At 41.6% G+C, this 18452-nt stretch carries 15 protein-coding genes; 8 read left to right on the forward strand and 7 right to left on the reverse strand.

What is annotated here, in order from left to right; translation table 11 throughout:
- Positions 1–410: 410 nt before the first annotated feature.
- The 3 genes from ACWXWT_RS06650 to greB form a co-directional block, all read right to left on the reverse strand.
- The gene (locus tag ACWXWT_RS06650) at positions 411–1727 is read right to left on the reverse strand and encodes an anaerobic C4-dicarboxylate transporter (protein ID WP_456040835.1); all 1317 of its coding nucleotides are present in this window, start codon (positions 1725–1727) and stop codon (positions 411–413) included.
- A 287-nt stretch (positions 1728–2014) separates the two neighbouring features.
- The gene (locus tag ACWXWT_RS06655; RefSeq protein ID WP_456040866.1) at positions 2015–2872 is read right to left on the reverse strand and encodes a DMT family transporter; all 858 of its coding nucleotides are present in this window, start codon (positions 2870–2872) and stop codon (positions 2015–2017) included.
- A 267-nt stretch (positions 2873–3139) separates the two neighbouring features.
- Entirely contained in the window at positions 3140–3619 is a 480-nt protein-coding gene (gene greB, locus ACWXWT_RS06660) for a transcription elongation factor GreB (protein WP_456040836.1), read from the reverse strand.
- Positions 3620–3836: 217 nt separating this feature from the next.
- Between greB and ACWXWT_RS06665 the strand changes: the two genes are divergently transcribed.
- The 6 genes from ACWXWT_RS06665 (at position 3837) to ACWXWT_RS06690 (ending at position 13159) form a co-directional block, all read left to right on the forward strand.
- A complete protein-coding gene (locus ACWXWT_RS06665; protein WP_456040837.1) occupies positions 3837–6209 on the forward strand; it encodes a Tex family protein in 2373 nt (790 codons plus the stop codon).
- 204 nt (positions 6210–6413) lie between these two features.
- Positions 6414–8081, forward strand: a complete 1668-nt coding sequence (locus ACWXWT_RS06670) for a phosphoethanolamine transferase (protein ID WP_456040838.1) — start codon at positions 6414–6416, stop codon at positions 8079–8081.
- A 100-nt stretch (positions 8082–8181) separates the two neighbouring features.
- Positions 8182–8520, forward strand: a complete 339-nt coding sequence (locus ACWXWT_RS06675) for a diacylglycerol kinase (protein WP_456040867.1) — start codon at positions 8182–8184, stop codon at positions 8518–8520.
- A 137-nt stretch (positions 8521–8657) separates the two neighbouring features.
- Complete coding sequence (locus ACWXWT_RS06680) at positions 8658–9332, forward strand: response regulator transcription factor (protein ID WP_456040839.1); 675 nt, start codon at positions 8658–8660, stop codon at positions 9330–9332.
- Entirely contained in the window at positions 9332–10765 is a 1434-nt protein-coding gene (locus ACWXWT_RS06685; RefSeq protein WP_456040840.1) for a sensor histidine kinase, read from the forward strand. The genes ACWXWT_RS06680 and ACWXWT_RS06685 overlap by 1 nt, the downstream gene beginning before the upstream one ends.
- 357 nt (positions 10766–11122) lie before the next feature.
- Entirely contained in the window at positions 11123–13159 is a 2037-nt protein-coding gene (locus tag ACWXWT_RS06690) for an LTA synthase family protein (RefSeq protein WP_456040841.1), read from the forward strand.
- Here ACWXWT_RS06690 and ACWXWT_RS06695 read toward each other — a convergent pair.
- Both ACWXWT_RS06695 and bioH read right to left on the reverse strand, forming a co-directional pair.
- Positions 13151–13660, reverse strand: coding sequence for a hypothetical protein (locus ACWXWT_RS06695; protein WP_456040842.1), 510 nt, complete (start codon positions 13658–13660; stop codon positions 13151–13153). The genes ACWXWT_RS06690 and ACWXWT_RS06695 overlap by 9 nt on opposite strands.
- Before the next feature lie 67 nt (positions 13661–13727).
- Positions 13728–14525 carry a pimeloyl-ACP methyl ester esterase BioH gene (bioH, locus tag ACWXWT_RS06700; RefSeq protein ID WP_456040843.1) on the reverse strand — a complete coding sequence of 266 codons (798 nt, stop codon included), beginning with the start codon at positions 14523–14525 and terminating at the stop codon, positions 13728–13730.
- Positions 14526–14567: 42 nt separating this feature from the next.
- Here bioH and ACWXWT_RS06705 point away from each other — a divergent pair, with 42 nt between their 5' ends.
- Together ACWXWT_RS06705 and nfuA are read left to right on the forward strand one after the other, a co-directional pair.
- Complete coding sequence (locus ACWXWT_RS06705) at positions 14568–15374, forward strand: ComF family protein (protein ID WP_456040844.1); 807 nt, start codon at positions 14568–14570, stop codon at positions 15372–15374.
- Positions 15375–15624: 250 nt separating this feature from the next.
- The gene (gene nfuA, locus ACWXWT_RS06710) at positions 15625–16203 is read left to right on the forward strand and encodes a Fe-S biogenesis protein NfuA (protein ID WP_456040845.1); all 579 of its coding nucleotides are present in this window, start codon (positions 15625–15627) and stop codon (positions 16201–16203) included.
- A 363-nt stretch (positions 16204–16566) separates the two neighbouring features.
- Here nfuA and ACWXWT_RS06715 read toward each other — a convergent pair whose 3' ends face one another.
- Together ACWXWT_RS06715 and ACWXWT_RS06720 are read right to left on the reverse strand one after the other, a co-directional pair.
- Positions 16567–16896, reverse strand: a complete 330-nt coding sequence (locus ACWXWT_RS06715; protein ID WP_456040846.1) for an FKBP-type peptidyl-prolyl cis-trans isomerase — start codon at positions 16894–16896, stop codon at positions 16567–16569.
- A gap of 208 nt (positions 16897–17104) precedes the next feature.
- On the reverse strand, positions 17105–18448 hold the full coding sequence (locus ACWXWT_RS06720) for an MATE family efflux transporter (protein ID WP_456040847.1): 1344 nt from the start codon (positions 18446–18448) through the stop codon (positions 17105–17107).
- Between the last annotated feature and the right edge of the window lie 4 nt (positions 18449–18452).

An 18452-nucleotide genomic window follows, 5' to 3' on the forward strand; every position in this document is an offset into this window, starting at 1 on the left:
TCTCAGGTATTCCACTTCTGTGTTACATCGATTTAAAAGGGAACAACCATTTCTACATCAATGTGCCTTGAATTGAAAAACCTGAGAGACTCTGAACTGACCAGATATTTAATGGGATTGGTATAACTTGCAATAGGCTAGCTATTGACGCGTTAATTCGCCTTGATTAGTAAAAAAAATTACACGCTTGAAAGTAGGTTGAGTTTAATATATTGATTTTTATCATTATAAATGCATATCTTATCCAGGGTTCAGGTTAGATAATCTTAGTTTTATAAGTCTTAGAACTTAGCTTCTCAATAATTAAAAACAAAAATGGCAGCCATATTGGCTGCCATTTTTATGGGGGCTAGTGAGTCACTAGCGGTTTATCACTTTATTCAAAGCCCAAATCAAAACATAAGTTGAGATTAGTTAATGGCCATCGATATAAAGTAACCCACAAATGTTGCGGTTACTACGCCAATAAAGCCAGGAATAATAAAGCTGTGGTTGAGTACGTATTTACCAATGTGTGTGGTGCCGGTTCTATCAAAACTAATCGCAGCTAAATCGCTTGGATAGAATGGGAAGAAGAAATAGGCATAACACGCAGGCAGCACACCAATTAATACTGGTGCAGGGATCCCGAGTGAAAACCCTAATGGCAACATAATGGTTAATACTGCAGCCTGACTTTTTAAGAATATAGATGACACAAACATCGCGATTGCAAATGTCCATGGGTACACGCTGACAATGTCGCTTACCGCGCTAACCAGATAGCTTTTATGGTGACTAATAATGGTGTCACTCATCCATGCAATACCGAAGATGATAATCACTGCGGTCATACCGGCTGTAAATACATTACTGGTGGCGATTTTTTTCGGTGACACGTTAGTGGCTAGCAGTATTATACCGCCCACTGACAACATCATAAACTGAATGGCGACCGACATTTTTACGCCCGCTGGCAGAATTTGCTTACTAAACATTGCCACCATGATGACAGCAAATATACCGAGTAAGAATACGATTAAGCCTTTCTTAGCAGTGGCTTTGGCTTCAGGTGTTTGAGCTTTGTCAGAGGTTGGATCAATTAATGATTCACGAAACTCATCATCGGTAAGGCGGGCTTGAAATTCTTCATCTTTATCTAAATCTTTGCCGCGTTTTAAGCTCCAAGTACACGCTAGTAGTAACCCTGCTAATGTTGCTGGAATGGTTACCATTAATACATCAATTAAACTAATATCGAGATTGTTATCAACTGCTGTGGCAAGTACTACCGCTGCCGCAGCAGCAATAGGACTGGCGGTAATGCCCATTTGTGATGCTACCGTCGCCATTGCCAATGGACGCTCAGGTCGGATGCCTTTTTTGTATGATACATCGTAAATAACAGGAAGTAGTGGATAAACAGAATGGCCTGTACCAACCAATACCGTTAACGAATAAGTACAAAGAGGGCCTAAAAAGACGATATGTTCAGGATGCTTACGTAACAGTTTTTCAGCAAACGCTACCAACAGCTTTAAACCACCAGTGGCTTCTAACGTTGCCGAGGCTGCCACTACCGCTAGAATGATTAACATTACGCTGACTGGTGGTGTACCAGGGGCAATGCCAAAAACAAATGCGAGTACCGAAACACCTAACCCACCCAGCAGACCAAAGGCGATACCGCCATGGCGTATACCAACAAATATTACCGCTAATAAAAGCAGCATGTGTATATAAAACATTGTGTTTTCTCCCCATGGATTTAGGCAATTGTTTTTTGTCATTCGCCATTGGAAGGTATATCACAATGTATTTTCTGTTAGTGACTTAACTCAAGCTATTGAGTTACATGTTATTGCAAATGTTAAAAATGTGAACGATATGACAAACCTTAACGAAGTTTAACTTGTACTAGATTGTTATAGGCCTTGACGGTTACCTGAGTAAATGCAAATTACACCAGTGAATAAGTGATTGATGTTGGCGTATCACTGGCTTTTCCCATTCGATGTTAACTATCTTGCCAGCATTATGCACCATGTTTGCCCACACTCGTGGCAACGGTTTTACGTGTTTGAGTGAGTGTGTAGCCACCACTTAATACCACCAGTAAGCTGCCCAATAGGGTCATTAAATCTGGCGATTCTCCAAATATAAATATCCCCAAGGCTAAGGCGAATAATAAACGGGTGTAACGAAACGGTGCAATGACCGAGACATCGCCAGCTCGCATCGCAATCGTTAGCGCATTGTAGGCAGCCACACCAAAAATGATGGCTCCAACAATCTGTATTGCAGCCGCAGAGCTAAGTTGTAATGGTTCATGTTGATATATCAGTATGCCTAAGCCTGCTGGAATTAATACAAAAAAGCCATATACCCCAAGTTGCATGTTAGATAATCCTGGTGGCGCAGCTCGAGTGGCTAAATCGCGACCTGCAAAACCTAGCGTTGCGATAACCGCCAATAACGATGTGGCCTCAAAACCTTCAAGTCCGGGGCGAATGATCATCAACACACCGACAAAGCCAACTAATACCGCAAGCCATCTTTTTACTCCTACTTGTTCGCCGAACAATAATGCCGCGCCTACCATAGCAATTAACGGAGTCGCCTGTAAAATAGCGGATGCACTTGATAATGGGGTTAAGGTGATTGCTAACGCAAAGCTAAAACGGCCGACAATCTCACAAATAGCGCGAAGTAATATGGGGGCAGACAATATGGCTGGATGGAAAATCCTTTCTCTTCTGCGCAGGATCAGTAACATAAAAATCAACATGCCACCTAGGCCAAATAGCGCGAGAATTTGCCCCAAAGACGTGGTTTCTGCCGCCGATTTAATGAGCATATCTTCAATGGCAAATGCCGCCATTGCCGCAACCATATAAAGGCTACCTTTAGTGTTATTCAAAATAGCTCCAACATGTCGTTTAATTTTAAATAAAGAAGCCGCTTGGAAACTGACATTCAATTTGCCATTGTAAGGACTCATGCTGGTTGAGCATCTCTGTTCGCTCTGAATTAGACCGACAATATTGGGGCTTGCTCAGTGATTTTTTACGCAATGTGATGGCAAAAAATTTACAAGCAAGTGATCCAAGGGTAAATACAGCAAGATTTGCGACCATTCAATGGCACTGCATATGTGTTGTTAATCTTTAGCGTAAACAATCTTATTGATATACCAAGTTTTATCACCTTGGGGCGTGCTGACTACCGCTTCGTCGTCGACTTCTTTTTTGAGTAACGCGCGAGCCATGGGCGAGTCGATAGAGATGTAGTCTTTATGTTCGTCGTAAATCTCTTCTGGGCCGACAATTTTAAAGGTTTTAATGTCACCAGCATCGTTCTCAATTTCTACCGTTGCACCAAAAAACACTTTGCCTTCTTGCTCCGGTGCGTAATAAACGATTTTGAGTTCTGGCAATAACTTGCGTAAATAGCGAACTCGGCGATCAATTTGCCTTAATAAGCGTTTGTTGAAAGTGTAGTCTGCGTTCTCAGAACGGTCTCCGAGGCCGGCAGCCCAAGTGACAATTTTAGTGACTTCAGGGCGTTTCTCTTTCCACAAATAGTCGTGTTCAAGCCTGAGTTTGTTGTAGCCTTCTAAAGTGATTAGCTTAGTTTTCACGCGGTTTACTCTTTAATGTGGTCGAAGAACAGTGAGGTTTTATATCATGCTGTAAAATATTAACATCTGTGTTTTAGCACTTCATGCCAGATGATACATTCTTTTTGTCGATTATCTATAAAGTCATCATAAAGCCTTTCGTACTAGCAGCGAACTAGTGGTCTTTATGGTATCTTTGGCATAATTTTATTTTAAACCATGTCGAATTCGATTGATTATGCATAATATTGCCCAGATTATCGCTCAAGAACTGAATGTTCGTGAACAACAGGTCACAGCGACCATTGCACTTTTAGATGATGGTGCAACCGTACCGTTTGTGGCGCGCTACCGTAAAGAAGCCACTGGTGGCTTAGATGATACACAGCTGCGTAACTTGTTTTCTCGCTTAGGCTATTTACGAGAGTTACACGACCGCCGCCAAGTGATTTTGTCGAGTATTGAGGCGCAAGGTAAGTTAACGCCTGTGTTATCTCAAGCGATTAATGATGCAGACAGCAAGACCCGCCTTGAAGATTTATACCTGCCATACAAACCAAAGCGTCGCACTAAGGGCCAAATAGCCATCGAAGCCGGTATTGAGCCGCTAGTCGATGCCGTGTTAGCCAATCGCCAATTAGATATAGATGCTAAGGCTGCTGAGTTTCTTAATCCACAAGCAGGATTTGCTGACGCTAAAGCGGTACTTGATGGAGCTCGTTATATCTTAATGGAACGCTTTGCCGAAGATGCAGAGTTGCTACGTAAAGTACGCCAGCATTTATTACAGCAAGCGGTGCTTGAAAGCCGCATGGTGAAAGGTAAAGAGAAAGAAGGCGCTAAATTTCGCGACTATTTTGAACACAATGAGTTAATGAGCAAAATCCCATCTCATCGTGCTTTAGCCATGCTGCGCGGTCGTAACGAAGGCGTGTTAAGCCTGTCGATGAACGCCGATCCTGATACTCAGGCAACAGAAGGCAGTTATTGTGAAGTGATTATTAGTGATCACTTTAACTTGGCCCTAACTAACTCTAGTGTTGATGAATGGTTAAAAACCGTAGTGACCTCGACTTGGCGGATTAAAGTTGCCTTGCAAATGGAAACCGAGTTTATTGCTAAAATGCGTGAAAGTGCGGAAGAAGAAGCCATTAAAGTGTTTGCCCGTAACTTGGGTGATTTATTAATGGCGGCACCTGCGGGAGCTAAAGCGACTATGGGACTCGATCCTGGGATCCGTACAGGTGTGAAAGTCGCGATTGTAGACAACACTGGCAAACTCGTGGCACACACCACTATTTTCCCTCATGCACCGCAAAATTTGTGGGATAAATCAATTCGCACCTTGAGTAACTTAGTGACGATGCACAAGGTTGAAATTATTGCGATTGGTAATGGCACTGGCTCACGTGAGACCGACAAGCTGACTGGCGAATTAATTGCCGCAGTAAAAGAAACCAACCCGACATTAACCAAAGTGATTGTCAGTGAAGCGGGGGCATCTGTGTATTCGGCCTCTGAGTTTGCTGCAAATGAGTTTCCTAACCTTGATGTGTCAATTCGTGGTGCAGTATCGATTGCCCGCCGTTTACAAGATCCGCTGGCAGAACTGGTAAAAATTGAGCCTAAAGCGATCGGCGTAGGCCAATATCAGCATGATGTAAGCCAAAGCCAGCTATCGCAGTCGCTCGATGCCGTCGTTGAAGATTGTGTTAATGCTGTCGGTGTTGATTTAAACATGGCATCGGCACCGTTATTAACGCAAGTGGCAGGGTTAACCAAAACGTTAGCAAAAAATGTGGTTGATTTTCGTGATACCAATGGTCAATTTACTAACCGCAAACAGCTATTAAATGTGGCACGTTTAGGGCCTAAAGCTTATGAACAAGCGGCGGGTTTCTTACGTATTCGCAATGGTGATAATCCTTTAGATTCGTCATCTGTTCACCCTGAAGCCTATAGTTTAGTTGAGTCGATTGCTGGCGCTAAGCAATTGCCATTAACTGAACTGATTGGTAATAGTGATTTGTTAAAACAGATTAATGCTGCCGATTTTGTTACCGACGCATTTGGTGTACCAACTATTAATGATATTTTGGCCGAGTTAGATAAGCCAGGGCGCGACCCTCGAGGTGAGTTTAAAACGGCGAGTTTTAAAGACGGTATAGAAGAGTTAAAGCACCTGAAAGTTGAGATGATTTTAGAAGGTGTTGTCACCAACGTAACTAACTTTGGTGCTTTTGTTGATGTAGGCGTACATCAAGATGGTTTAGTGCATATTTCATCGTTAACCGACAAGTTTGTCAGCGACCCTCATACCGTGGTTAAAGCGGGCGATGTGGTTAAGGTGAAAGTGATGGAAGTGGATATTGAGCGTCGTCGTATTGCGTTAAGCATGCGTCTTGATGAAAAAATAGATACTGAAAAAGCAACTAGACAGTCGCAGGGTAAACCACAAAATAGTTACCAGAAAAAACCTGCAACGGGTAAATCTGCAACTAATACCAAGAGTTCTGCTCATAATAAACCGGCTAATAAGCCTGTTAAAGCGCCGCAAAATGCCGCCATGGGTAATGCATTTGCAGATGCTTTTGCCAAACTCAAAAAATAACCGATAGATGATGTGCTAACACGCATCAAGCTAATAAAGTGATGATAAAGCCCTTGAACGTAAGTTTAAGGGCTTTTTTTCAAGTTAATGTTTGTATTTTGAAACTGAATAACGCCCTGCAGTAATAATTCAGTTTTTATTCAGTAAACCTTAAGTTTTTTAGCCCAACATCAGCGCCAGTCGAGTTTATTGCGAGTGGCAACATTGAAATTATTAACGCAAACATTATCCCGTATTACCCCAAAAAACATCAGTTATGAGGTGATGACTTGTATTATTGCCGTGTATTTTGGTGTGGTGTTAAATTTTCCGTTAATTCGTAAAATCTATCAATTATCGGCAGATGGTCATGTATTATTTTCTCTGTCGCCAGCTATTTTGCTAACAAGCTGTTTTATGGTGATATTCAGTTTGTTTGCTTTTAAGTTTGTGTTTAAACCCGTGATGATCATATTACTGTTGACATCATCTGCGGCTATGTATGCCATGTTAAAATACAATGTCATGTTTGATTACGGCATGATTGAAAATATTTTTGAGACCAATTCGGGAGAAGCCATTTCATACATCAATTTGCATTCTATTGGGTATGTATTGGTGTTTGGGGTGTTACCGTCGGTATTACTGTATCGGAGTAATGTAACCAGCGGAACCTCATTGGCTAAAGCTGTGTTGCGTCGTATTGGGTTTATGGTGATCAGTTTGGCGGTACTGGGGATGTTGGTGCTGTTTTTTTACAAAGATTACGCATCGGTTGGCCGTAATAATAAATATCTTAATAAAATGATAAACCCTGCACATATTTTCAATACCGCTAAGTACCTTAACCAGCGCTATTTTACAGAAAAGTTAGTTTTTAATCCTATTGGTCAAGACGCGCAGCTTACGCAGAGCACAAATGGAAAGCCAACGCTTATGGTGCTTGTTGTCGGTGAAACTGCGCGGGCACAAAATATGGCTTACAACGGTTATCAACGTAATACCAACCTTTATACAGAAAAGCTTGGCATGATTGCCTTACAAAATGTGTCGTCATGTGGCACCGCAACAGCGCATTCATTACCTTGCATGTTTTCCCGTTTAACCCATAGCAATTACAACCGTGAAGTTGCCGATGCGCAAAACAATGTACTTGATGTGATTAAAGCCGCTGGGGTTGATGTGACTTGGTTTGAGAATGACGGTGGTGATAAAGGCGTTGGTGCTCGTATTAGAAAAAGTGATGTTTCACCGAGTGAACCAAATCCATTGTGTGATGGTTTAAGTTGTTATGACGAAATTCTAGTCGAAAAACTCAGTCAAAAATTACAACAAAACAGTAAAGCCAGTGCAGCATCTGGTAAGGGGTTAGATAATCAATTTATTGCCTTACATACAATAGGTAGCCACGGACCAACATATTGGCAGCGTTATCCTGCAGACAAAGCGCTGTTTGGTCCAGCTTGTAGCCGCAGTGACATCGAAAACTGCAGCGACCAAGAAATTGTCAATGTGTATGACAACACCATTGCCTACACCGATTTTGTACTAGCCAAAACCATCGATGTACTGAAGCAGTATCAAGACAAGTATAACGTTGCGCTGGTGTATTTATCTGACCATGGTGAGTCGCTGGGTGAAAGTGGTATGTATTTACACGGCACCCCTTATAGCATTGCGCCAAGCCAACAAACCCATGTGCCATGGTTAATGTGGTTACCGCAAGATTATACACAAGCCAAAGCAGTTGATCGTACATGTATTGTAGAGCATGCAAGGAATGGCGAATATTCACATGACAACTTGTTCCATACATTGTTAGGGCTTTACGGCGTCAGCAGTTCGGTGCGCGATCCTAAGTTAGATATCACCACAGATTGTAAAATTAGCTAGGGACATACCCATGACATTAGTTTCATCATCCACATCTGACGATAGTGCAACACATAATGTGACCACAAAGCAGCCTAAGGTTGTGGTTAAACGCCATGGAATGATGCGGTTATTATACACCTGTAAGCATACCTTTAATGGGCTAAAGTGGATGTGCCGTAATGAAGCGGCATTTCAACAAGAGTTATTGTTGTTTATACCGTTAACGATATATGCATGCATGGCGAATATTGCTGCGACGCAATCAGCCATACTTGTGTTGGCATTATTATTTGTTTTGTTTGCTGAACTGGTTAACACTGCCATAGAAGTGGTGGTTGATCGTATTGGGCTAGAGTTTCATGCACTGTCGGGCTTAGCCAAAGATATTGCCTCTGCGTTTGTGTTTATCAGTATGTTGATGGCAGCGATTGTTTGGTGGGTGATATTATGGGCATAGTGAAACGCTGATCACTTAATTGACTTTACCTGCTCTCGGGTTACGTACTGCAAAAACTATGCACCTTATAAGGTTTTCCATTTAAGCAACGTCAACCGTGACATGGATATAGGCGTCATTATGATAAAGGACACTCAATGAAAGTGTTGTTAATTGAAGACTCTGAAGCGCTTCGTCGTGGCATTCGAGTCGGGTTGGATCATTTAGGTTATACCGTTGATGAAACCGGTGATGGTTCAGAGGGATTAAGCATGGCCCTTACGAACCAATATGATTTTATTATTTTGGATCTTATGTTGCCTAATGTCGATGGGCTGAGTTTACTTAAAAGTGTTCGTAAATTAGGCAACCAATCTAAGGTGATTATTTTATCGGCTAAATCGCAAGCAGAAGACCGAGTCACGGGGCTGCTGGCTGGAGCCGATGACTATTTGTGCAAACCTTTTTCATTCGATGAATTACAGGCTAGGCTAGTGACTCTTGGTCGCCGTGGCGGCTTGAATCAACAGAGTAAAACGATTTGTGTTGCCGACTTTGTGCTTGATACCAATAATAAGTCACTGCATGTCAATGGTCATTATATCGACCTCACTAAAAATGAGTTCAAAATAGTGGAGTACTTATTTAGTCATCCTAAACAAGTGCTCAATCCTGAACAAATTAGTGAGGCGGTGGTTGGGTCATTTAATCATTTATCTAAAAATACGATTGAGGCGCATTTATCGTCAGTGCGTAAAAAAGCTAAGGCAGTTGGGGCGACATTACCGGTTAAAAATAAACGTGGTTTTGGCTATTTTGTGGGTGAACATTAATGCAATCGTTAACCAATAATTTAGTTAATACCATGACTTATGTGGTGACGGCCATTTTGATCTTGGTATTTTTGGCTATTGATATCAGCATTGATAACTGGGTTGATGTTGAATTTGATAGTGCATTGACCGACAAATCTAATTACCTAAAGACATTAGTTAAAGTGACGCCAGAAGGCACTGAATTTGATTTTGCTGGCGAATTTATGCCTGAATTTGGCACTTCCACTAAAGCGAGTTTTTTCCAGTTATGGCAAGGCTCGAGCGTATTTGAGCGTTCAGAATCGTTACGTGCTTTTGTGGGGGTAGATTTACTGAAAAAAGACATACCGCTTAATAGCACCTTTTTTGCAGATGTGGTGTTACCCGACGGAAGAGACGGACGGGCGATGGTGGCGTATTTTGAGCCACAGGTGCTGAAAGCTAATCGGTTAACGGCAGATAAGGTTGAGCCCATGTGGTTAACCGTGGCAATTACCACTGAAGATTTAACTCAAATTTTGGTGATTATTGATTCGAGTTTAACCATAGGGTTGTTGTTGGTGATCGTGTTGATCCGCTGGGCTGTAGTGAAGGTGATATACCGTGGTTTAACGCCTTTGAATGACCTCAATATGTCGTTAAAAAGTGTCGATGTCACCCAAAAACACATTCCTTTGTCTACTGAATCAGAACGCTATCTTGAAATAGAGCCTATTCGTAATGAGCTTAATAAGTTTGTCAAAATCAGCCAGCAATACTTACAAACGGAAAAGCGTATTACTGCCGATATTGCTCATGAGCTAAAAACACCTATTAGTGAATTGATTAGTTTGAGTGAAATTTATATTCGATATCCAGACGATCAACGTATTGGCGCAAGCTATAAACAAGATGTACTTAATATTAGTTTACGGATGAAGACAATAGTTAATAACCTATTGTTATTGCAACAAGCCTCGTCTGAGAATATTAGCTTGCACCGACAAGATATCAATATCAGTACATTATTGGAGCAAGTTATTGGAGAGCTAGCATTTAAGTATGCAACGATTCATTCTCGTTTACATGTCGATAACCGTGTTGGTGAAAAAAGTTACCATATTGATGAGTTTTCTTTGCACTTGATCCTAACCAACTTATTCGACAATGCGTTATATTACAGCCCGCCCAAATCAGCAATTCACATTAAGTTAGTGGCTGATGATAACGGTTTAAGGTTTAGCATTGAAAACCAATTAGTCACCAGTATCAATGTGAATGATTTAGAAAAGCTCACATTACCGCTATTTCAAGCGGAACAGTCACGTTCAAATAGTGATCGCCACGGACTCGGTTTGGCTATCGTTGAAAACATTGCCAAAGTGAATGGGTTTGAGTTTATGTTTGAATTGGTGTCTACAGACAAAATCATGTTTAGTTTGCTTATTCCGCAGTGCAAAAGGGCTACTTAATAACTCGATGCAGCGACTTAATTAAGCAAAGTGAGATTTAACATGTCTGTAAATAAAATGTTAAAATACGGCCTTGTGCCCAGAACTTTATCCCCTTACAAGGGTCTGAAGCATAGAGGCATTTTGTTACCGTATCTTTCTATTGTTAAATCACAATAAAAAGTATTGAAAGTATTACCATAATTTGGTTTCTAAACGGCTGAAAGAACAAGGATTATAGTAATACTCTAAGCTTAAGCTATCCATAAGATACACATAGTAACCTATATACCCAATAACAGTGTTGTCACATTTGGGACGGATTGTTGCGCATTACTTTCATGAAAGTATAAAAATAATAATAATTTTGGAGTACAAATGGCGGTTAATTTCTTTGGGCATAGTGCTAGTTCGAGAGGGCTTTATATAAACAACACTCAGCGAAACTTATTTCAAGCAATTGCAATATTCAGCATTATTTCTCTTATTGTGATGAGTTTAAGTCGGATTGGTTTGTCTTTATGGCAAGCCGATCGCGTGTCTGATGCCCAAGGATGGAGTTACATTTTATTACAAGGTTTACGGGTCGATTTTGCCTCATTATGCTGGCTTTGGGGAATAGCAGCTCTTGGAACCGTCGTGTTTTCTGGTGAGCATCTTGTTGGCCGAGTTTGGTTAGTGGTGTTACGCGTGTGGCTCACCTTAGGCTTATGGGTGGTAGTTTTTCTTGAAGCATCATCGCCGTCATTTATTGCTGAATATGGCTTTAGACCCAACCGTTTATATGTTGAATATTTGGTGTATCCCAAAGAAGTGTTATCAATGTTATGGTCTGGACGTAAAGCGGAACTGATATTATCTGCAGTTATTACCATGGGTACCTTATGGGGTGGCTGGTGGCTTAGCGGTAAGCTTACTCAGTATATTCGTTATCCAAAATGGTATTGGCGCCCAGTGCTTGGCGTTATCGTGATTGTTATTACTGTTTTAGGTGCTCGTTCATCGTTAGGACATAGACCGCTTAATCCTTCGTTGGTGGCATTTTCAGATGATCCTTTAATTAATTCTTTAGTACTTAATTCCTCATTTTCATTAATTTTTGCAATTAAGCAGATGGGGAATGAAGCCGATGCATCTAAAGTGTATGGCAAGCTCGCCGACGATAAAGTCATTGACATTGTTCGCCGTGAAAGCGGCCGTCCGCTCAGCGCATTTACCTCTTCGACAATACCCTCGTTGTCATATAATCAAGCCAGTTATACCGGTAAGCCAAAGAACCTTGTGATCATTTTGCAAGAAAGTTTAGGTGCCCGTTTTGTTGGGAGTTTAGGGGGCTTACCATTAACGCCCAATATCGATGAGTTATCCACGCAAGGTTGGTTTTTTGACAAACTGTATGCAACCGGAACGCGCTCTGTGAGAGGGATTGAAGCTATTACAACAGGTTTTACTCCAACACCTGCAAGAGCAGTGGTTAAATTAGGTAAGAGCCAAACGGGTTTCTTTACCATTGCAGATTTATTAAAACAACATGGCTACACCACACAGTTTATTTATGGCGGTGAAAGTCATTTTGATAATATGCGCAGCTTCTTTTTAGGCAATGGTTTTACCAATATTGTTGACCAAGGTGATTATAAAAACCCTGCGTTTGTGGCGTCTTGGGGGGTGTCTGATGAAGATTTATTATTTAGAGCTGATGAAGAATTTTCACGTATGCATAAGGAAGGTAAACCATTCTTTAGTTTAGTATTTAGCTCTAGTAATCATGATCCTTATGAATTTCCTGATGACCGTATTGAGTTGTATGAGCAACCGCAGTATACCATGCGTAATGCGGTTAAATATGCTGACTATGCGGTGGGTGAATTTTTTAAGAAAGCAAAGAAGTCAGATTATTGGAAAGACACTTTATTCTTAATTGTTGCCGATCATGACAGTCGAGTTGGTGGCGCTGCGCTGGTGCCTGTATCACGTTTTCGTATTCCTGGGCTTATCTTAGGTGAAGGGATTGAGCCCAAAAGGGATAATCGCGTTGTTAGTCAAATTGATATGGCGCCGACGTTAGTGTCTTTATTGGGTATTTCAGATAACTATCCGATGTTAGGACGTGATTTAACCAAAGTCGCTGACTCTTGGCCTGGTCGAGCGATGATGCAATATGATAAAAATTTTGCGTTATTAGAGGGGGATAAAATGACAATTTTACAACCCGAATTACCAGCCGAAAGCTGTAAATATGACTTTGCTACCGAAACATTAACACCGACAACATTGGATGAAACACAAGCGGAAACGGCTTTAGGTTGGGCATTGTGGGGTAGCCTAGCATATAACAAGATGCTATATCGAACAGAAAATACGGTGGTTAAGTCGACACCTCTTGATAAGGCTGCAACAGAAGGATCACGCTAATATTTTTAGTTGGGATTCGTTATTTGGGGCGGATTGCTGTTGATAAAACTGACCAATCCGCTGGCCAAATTGCTGATAAGTTGCTGTGGGAGCGCTAGTGTCTAATGATTGGCGTTGACGAGGTTCTGGTGTGGTTTTAGGTGTTGCAGCCTGTGTTTTTATCTGGATGTCTTTACGCTGCAATGCAGGTGTTTGGCTGGCGATTATTCTTAATGCTTGAGGCCTAATCGCTGCAGGAGCAGCAATGGCTTTAGATTCTACCGCTTGTTGGGTGGCACTTTGTTGTTGTCGTTTAGCTTGTTCTTGCTGTTGTTTTTTTTCTGCGACAACGTAAGCCGTAGCCCGTTCATTTTGTGGATTTAAAGAACGCTCTTCATGACCTTTGGTCGGCTCTTGAGGTGGGATAATCGGTGGTTTTTGCTGATTGTCCACTCGTGCAAGATCCGTCGCAACATTAGATGTTGCTAAAGGTACTTGTGGATAATGAGTAGTAACTATCATGCGGACCTTACCCATTCGAAATCTTGACTAAATTATAGCCAATATTTATTCAAGGCAAAAGTAAAATTCAGTTATTTTTTAGCCGTTTTGCCAGCCAAGGTAATAAATGATGTAAAAAAGCATCTGGATGCGAAATAAACGGTGCATGGGATGCTTTATTTATTACGACATCTTCTATGTTGTCACGGCTGGGCAATGACGAAATGATTTTTCTCGGCACTAAACTATCTAATTTACCCCAAATACGCAGCCAAGGTTGCTGTATTTGAGCGGTCGCAGGGCGTAAATCCACCTCTGCCAACATATCTAACCCTTGAGATAAACCTTGCTGTGTTGGTAATGGTTTACTCAATACTAGGTTTTTTATTTGTTGAATATCGGACTTGGGGTTATCACTTCCCATGGCTTGAATGGCTAAAAAACGTTCAACGGTTCGAGATAAATCGCGACTCAATTGTGTTGAGAATTGCGCTAATACTTCTGGCTGGATCCCTGACCAAGAAGGGCTTGAGACGCTTTGTTTGCGGGCCATAAAACAAGGTGATGAGGCAATGGTGACTAATGACGCCACAGATTGTGGGTAGTTAATGGCAATTTGACTAGCAATTAACCCTCCTAACGACCATCCAATCCAAATTGCTTGTTGTGGCAGTTGCGCTGCCAGTGCTTGCGACCATTGATCTATGTCGCCGTCGATATTGGGGCTGAGGCCAAAACCCGGCAAATCAACGTAATGCACTCTATACTGATGTAATGCATTTTTTAATGGATTGAAAACTTGATTGTTCACTCCCCATCCGTGAAGTAACACAACTTCAGGGCCTTGTGACCCAACAGTTTCAATATGCAGCGCAGGAAAACTCACGGTTACCCTCTTTTTGAGTCTATTTAATGGAATGAATAGCCAATGACGCCAATGAACGTTCCAATCAAGATCATTCAGATATTGCGCTTATGTATCAAGCGTATTCAGCGTATTAGAGTGGCTTTATTCAGTAGTTTACCCAACCGTTGCTTGCTGTGCCAGCAAAGGATAGATCAAACGGGTTATCAGCAGTTGTTTCCTAATCAAGTGCTCACAGGTGTTTGCCAAGTATGTTTAGCGTCGAGCTTGTATCAACATGAAGTGTGTTTGGGTTGCGGCCGAGAAATCTCGCAGTTGCAGACTTATTGTGGTTTATGTCTTAAACATACACCTAATGTGGTGGTAGCCCCTTGCAGCTATCATCAAGGACTCGGGCCTCTCATTGCGGCGATTAAATATCAACAACAATGTGCACCGCTTAATGCAATCACTCAGCAATTAGCTTGCCGAATTGCATTATTAATTAAGCATGGCATTATCAAACGGCCACAGGTATTAATTCCAGTGCCTTTGCATCCACATCGTTTACGGCAACGGGGTTTTAATCAAGCTTGGCTAATTGCGAAAGAGTTAAGCTTATTGACAGGTATTCCCCTTGACGATAGTTGTTTAATTCGGGTGGTTGATACTGCGCCCCAAACCGGTTTAGCAGGCAAACAACGGCGTAAAAACTGTCATAATGCATTTACATTACAAAAAACAATACCGTACCAACGTGTTGCGTTAATTGATGATGTGGTTACTACCGGAACAACGGTTGATGAAATAGGATTATTATTTCGATCACAATATGTCCACGTGCAAACGTGGTGCCTCGCTCGTGCTGAGGCTCCGGGATTGTTAGATTAAATTAATTTGAGGTTAGATTAATTCGATTTGAGTAATAAAAATATTTTTTATAAATAAAAACAACTAACTATGATATCTCGCAACGTGTTCGATATGGCGGCTAGTCGATTTTTTAAGTGGTAAAAATGGTGCACTGGATCATTTTTTTGAGATCAAATGGCACTGACACTACAAAGCAAATGCAACACAGAGTATCATAGGCCTAATTCTTACTAAATTGGTCAGGTATACCCTGACGGAGCAGGTTTTTATGATTACCATTACCGATACAGCTCAGGCCCATTTCGTCAAATTATTGGCCGACCAACCTGAAGGCACTCACATTCGTGTGTTCGTTATCAGCCCAGGGACAGCACAAGCTGAGTGCGGAGTGTCTTATTGTCCACCTGATGCCGTTGAAGCCGATGATACTGAATTACCTTTTAATGGTTTCAGTGCCATGGTGGATGAAAAAAGCGCACCTTTTTTAGATGATGCCAGCATTGATTTTGTTACCGATCAGCTTGGTTCACAATTAACCTTAAAAGCACCTAACGCTAAAATGCGTAAAGTGGCTGGTGATGCGCCACTGGTTGAACGTATTGAGTATGTTATTCAGTCTGAAATTAACCCACAACTTGCCAGTCATGGCGGTAACATTATGCTGGTAGAAATTACCGAAGATGGTGTTGCAGTATTACAGTTTGGTGGTGGTTGTAACGGTTGCTCTCAAGTTGATATCACTTTAAAAGATGGTATCGAAAAACAACTATTAGATATGTTCCCAGGCGAGTTAAATGGTGTGCGTGATGTGACTGACCATCAACATGGTGAGCATTCATACGCTTAATCATGTGATAGTTTGACGCTGTAATACAACAAACGCGACCTTATTTAGGGTCGCGTTTTAGTGTCTATTGATATTGAACTCTGGCCTGACTTATCACAAGTGCATTTAACGCAATTAGGGCCTGTTGATCTTTCAAGGTTGTTTTTGCAGCGAATGGTTGGTCATTTGTACAAGGCAGAGACTTTGTGGTGTAGTTATTCTACATAAAAAGTCGATAACGCAGTAAAAATGACCAACAAACGCTGCCCGAAGGGTTCGGCTAAAAACGTTTTTATCTCGAACAAAATTTAACCTGCAAAGATCAACAGACCCTAGTAAGGCAAGGGCTGTTTTAGAGGAGTTTGTTATCCCTAATGAGGTTATTTAGTCGTCTCGTGTTAGCACTTCAAGTAATGCAATATCAAAAAACAAATCTGAATTTTCTGGGATACGGTCGCCAATCTGGCGATCTCCATAGGCTAGATGAGCCGGAACAGATAGCTTTCGTTTGCCACCTACATTCATACCGATAATACCTTGATCCCAGCCTTTAATGACTCTGCCTGTACCAATAACACACTGAAATGCCTCGGATGAATCAAACTGGCTGCCGTCGGCTAATTGACCGCTATAGCGAGTGGTAATTAATGCGCCTTTAACGGCGGCCTTTCCGCTGCCAACTTCAATATCTGTGATAATTAATTCTTGGGTCATGGTGTTCTCATTTGTCATAATATGGGTTAGCTGGGTTAATGCAATATTACCATTTTAATTTTTACAGTTTACTGGCCTGCCGAGTCTTTCGAAACTACGTATGTTTGCTTATAAGGTTGAATTTCAATGAAACATAATTGAAATTCTCATCAGCCTTAAAGCGAAAAGTGCGATCATTTAGTGAAGCAATTGTGAGCCACAAATACTATTACGTGGTCAGCAGTTGAAACCTGAGCTTATAGTAATAATGCCAGCCAAGGGTAAGGCTGCGGCATAACATAAATACCGACATTGCCGCCCACAGACTATCGTTTCCCCATCCTTGCAATAAGTACCAGCATGGAAAGTAAATTCCAAATGTAGCGATTATCATACTATTACGCATAATATTTCCGCGAGCCGCGCCAATATATACGCCATCAAACAAGTAGCAACCAAATGCCAATATAGGCATAAAAATCAGCCATATTAAATCATTGTTTGCGGCATCTTGTACCGCTTCTATATTGGTTAATAACTGAATGATCCACGGCCCTGCTAGCCAAAATAGCAGGCTGAATAAAACCGCTACTATTGCAGACCAACAAAAAGCTAACACTACGCTTTCATGAAGCAATTTGGGATCTTTTTTACCAAATGCCCGCCCCACTTCAGCTTCGGCATAATAGGCTATGCCATCGAGGGCATAAGATATCAACATCAATAAATTAAGCAGTACCGCGTTGGCGGCGATAATATTGTCGCCTAAACCGGCGCCATAGAAGGTCATAAAACTGAAGGCCGCTTGTAAGCATAGGCTGCGGATAAAAATATCACGGTTTAAAGTGAGTAAGCGAGCGTATCCACGCCATGATAAATGAGCAATGATTTGGCTTATCTTCAGTTCGCCAGTATGTATCAGTTGGCGCTTAACCATGATTAACGCGACAGAAAAAGCACTGATATCAGCAATAACGGATGCTAATGCTGCACCTTGTACATTCCATTTAAATACCATGACAAACACAATATCGAGAATAATATTAGCGCTGTTGGCGATAATAAGCTGCCACATGGCTGCTTTTGGGGCTTGGCGTCCGAGCAACCAACCTAATAATACCAAATTGACAAGGGCAAATGGTAACGACCAAATTCGAATTTCGACGTATTGTCGGCAGTAAAACATGACTTGCTCACTGGCATCACTCAGGCTGAGCGCAAAATTGAGCAGTGGTGATTGCAACAGCACACATGTAAAGCCTAAGATTAATGCTAGGCTACAGCCTTGTATCAGTAATTGATGTTGAGTTGAGGTATCATTAGCACCATAGGCTTGAGCGACTAATCCTGTGGTAGACATGCGTAAAAAGCCGAGTAGCCAAATCATCAAGGTGATAATGGTACTGCCAAGCGCGACACCACCCAGATAATAAGCTTGTCCTAGGTGGCCTATCACCGCAGTATCCACTAAACCTAGTAGCGGGATGGTGATATTAGACAGTATCATTGGTGTTGCTAATGCCAATAATTGCCGGTTTTTCTGACGATTTAACAGTAGTGTGCTAACTGACATAGGT

This window comes from Shewanella sp. A22 (genome assembly GCF_053850585.1).

Coding starts and splice junctions, on each gene's coding strand:
- ACWXWT_RS06705 (WP_456040844.1), top strand. CDS start 14,568: ATGACGCCAATGAACGTTCCAATCAAGATCATTCAGATATTGCGCTTA.
- ACWXWT_RS06680 (WP_456040839.1), top strand. CDS start 8,658: ATGAAAGTGTTGTTAATTGAAGACTCTGAAGCGCTTCGTCGTGGCATT.
- ACWXWT_RS06695 (WP_456040842.1), bottom strand. CDS start 13,660: ATGATAGTTACTACTCATTATCCACAAGTACCTTTAGCAACATCTAAT.
- ACWXWT_RS06715 (WP_456040846.1), bottom strand. CDS start 16,896: ATGACCCAAGAATTAATTATCACAGATATTGAAGTTGGCAGCGGAAAG.
- ACWXWT_RS06665 (WP_456040837.1), top strand. CDS start 3,837: ATGCATAATATTGCCCAGATTATCGCTCAAGAACTGAATGTTCGTGAA.
- ACWXWT_RS06655 (WP_456040866.1), bottom strand. CDS start 2,872: ATGGTTGCGGCAATGGCGGCATTTGCCATTGAAGATATGCTCATTAAA.
- ACWXWT_RS06690 (WP_456040841.1), top strand. CDS start 11,123: ATGGCGGTTAATTTCTTTGGGCATAGTGCTAGTTCGAGAGGGCTTTAT.
- ACWXWT_RS06675 (WP_456040867.1), top strand. CDS start 8,182: ATGATGCGGTTATTATACACCTGTAAGCATACCTTTAATGGGCTAAAG.
- ACWXWT_RS06650 (WP_456040835.1), bottom strand. CDS start 1,727: ATGTTTTATATACACATGCTGCTTTTATTAGCGGTAATATTTGTTGGT.
- ACWXWT_RS06685 (WP_456040840.1), top strand. CDS start 9,332: ATGCAATCGTTAACCAATAATTTAGTTAATACCATGACTTATGTGGTG.
- nfuA (WP_456040845.1), top strand. CDS start 15,625: ATGATTACCATTACCGATACAGCTCAGGCCCATTTCGTCAAATTATTG.
- ACWXWT_RS06720 (WP_456040847.1), bottom strand. CDS start 18,448: ATGTCAGTTAGCACACTACTGTTAAATCGTCAGAAAAACCGGCAATTA.